This is a genomic window from Pseudomonas farris, from assembly GCF_019145235.1.
GTDB classification, from domain to species: Bacteria; Pseudomonadota; Gammaproteobacteria; order Pseudomonadales; family Pseudomonadaceae; genus Aquipseudomonas; species Aquipseudomonas farris.
In genome coordinates, this window is sequence record NZ_JAHSTV010000030.1 from 1 (window position 1) to 1,074 (window position 1,074).

1 protein-coding gene is annotated in these 1,074 nt (G+C 54.8%); it reads left to right on the forward strand.

All coding sequences use genetic code 11. The annotated features are described in order from the left end of the window. Positions 1-158: 158 nt before the first annotated feature. A partial coding sequence (locus KVG95_RS29585) for an IS110 family transposase (RefSeq protein ID WP_217858958.1) occupies positions 159-1,074 on the forward strand: 916 nt, incomplete at its 3' end.

The window sequence follows — 1,074 nt, forward strand, 5'->3', positions numbered from 1 at the left end:
GACTGTTGACGCAGTACAGATCCGTGGGAGATTTCGCCCCTCCTCCTTTCACCCAAGCGCCGATAAAGAATGCATCTGGCTAGGACCGACGATAGGAACAAGCCTGCGCCTCTGGGTGAGCCCTTCAAGTGCTCAAAACATATCCCGGAGGAAATCCAATGGCAATGCCGGTTTCTGTCACAAAGCCAATCGTAGGCGTGGATGTCGCCAAGAACGAACTGGTGATCTATCACGCCGAACTTGACCTGCTTGAAGAGATTCCCAACAACAAGGCTGCCATCAAGCAGTGGTTGAAAGCCTTGTCGGGGACAGTCGCGGTAGCCATTGAGTCGACCAATATCTATCACCTGGAGTTCGCCGATCTGGCCTATGAGGCTGGCTGCGTGATTTACATGGTGGGTGGCTATGAACTCAGCCATTACCGAAAAGGGGTGAATATCCGCGCCAAAACCGATGCGTTGGATGCCAGACTGCTCGCCCGCTATCTGAAGAACGAAGGTGATGATCTTCATCCTTGGACCCCGCCATCACCGCTGTACCGCCAGCTCTTGAGCCTTTTTCGTCGTCGCGCAGCCTTGGTTCAGGCGCGGGTCGGCCTGGTGCAAAGTTGGGCGAATGAACCGCTGCTGAAATCTGCTTTCGCCGCGCAAGTGAAAGCCATGCAGCAGCTTGAAACGCTGGTCGAAAAGACGATTAATGATCATCTGAAAGAAGCCGGTTTGCTCGGTCAGTTGAAGCGTTGCCTGAAAGTTGAAGGCATTGGATTTCTGACCGGAGCCCGCTTGCTCACGGCGTTTCAGCGGGGCGACTTCAGAAACGCAGATGCCTTTATTGCCTTTCTGGGAATGGATTTGCGGGTGGCGAAGTCAGGGCAAAAAGACGGGCGCCGGAGCTTGACCAAGCGAGGTGACCCGGAAGCTCGCCGGCTTCTGCACAATGCAGCTATGTCGGCCAGCCGTACGCCAGCCTGGAAAGGCTTTTATGAAGAGCAAAGAGCTCGAGGTTTCAGCACCACTCAGGCGCTGGTGATACTGGCTCGCAAGCTTGCTCGGATCGTATTCGCTCTACTGAAAG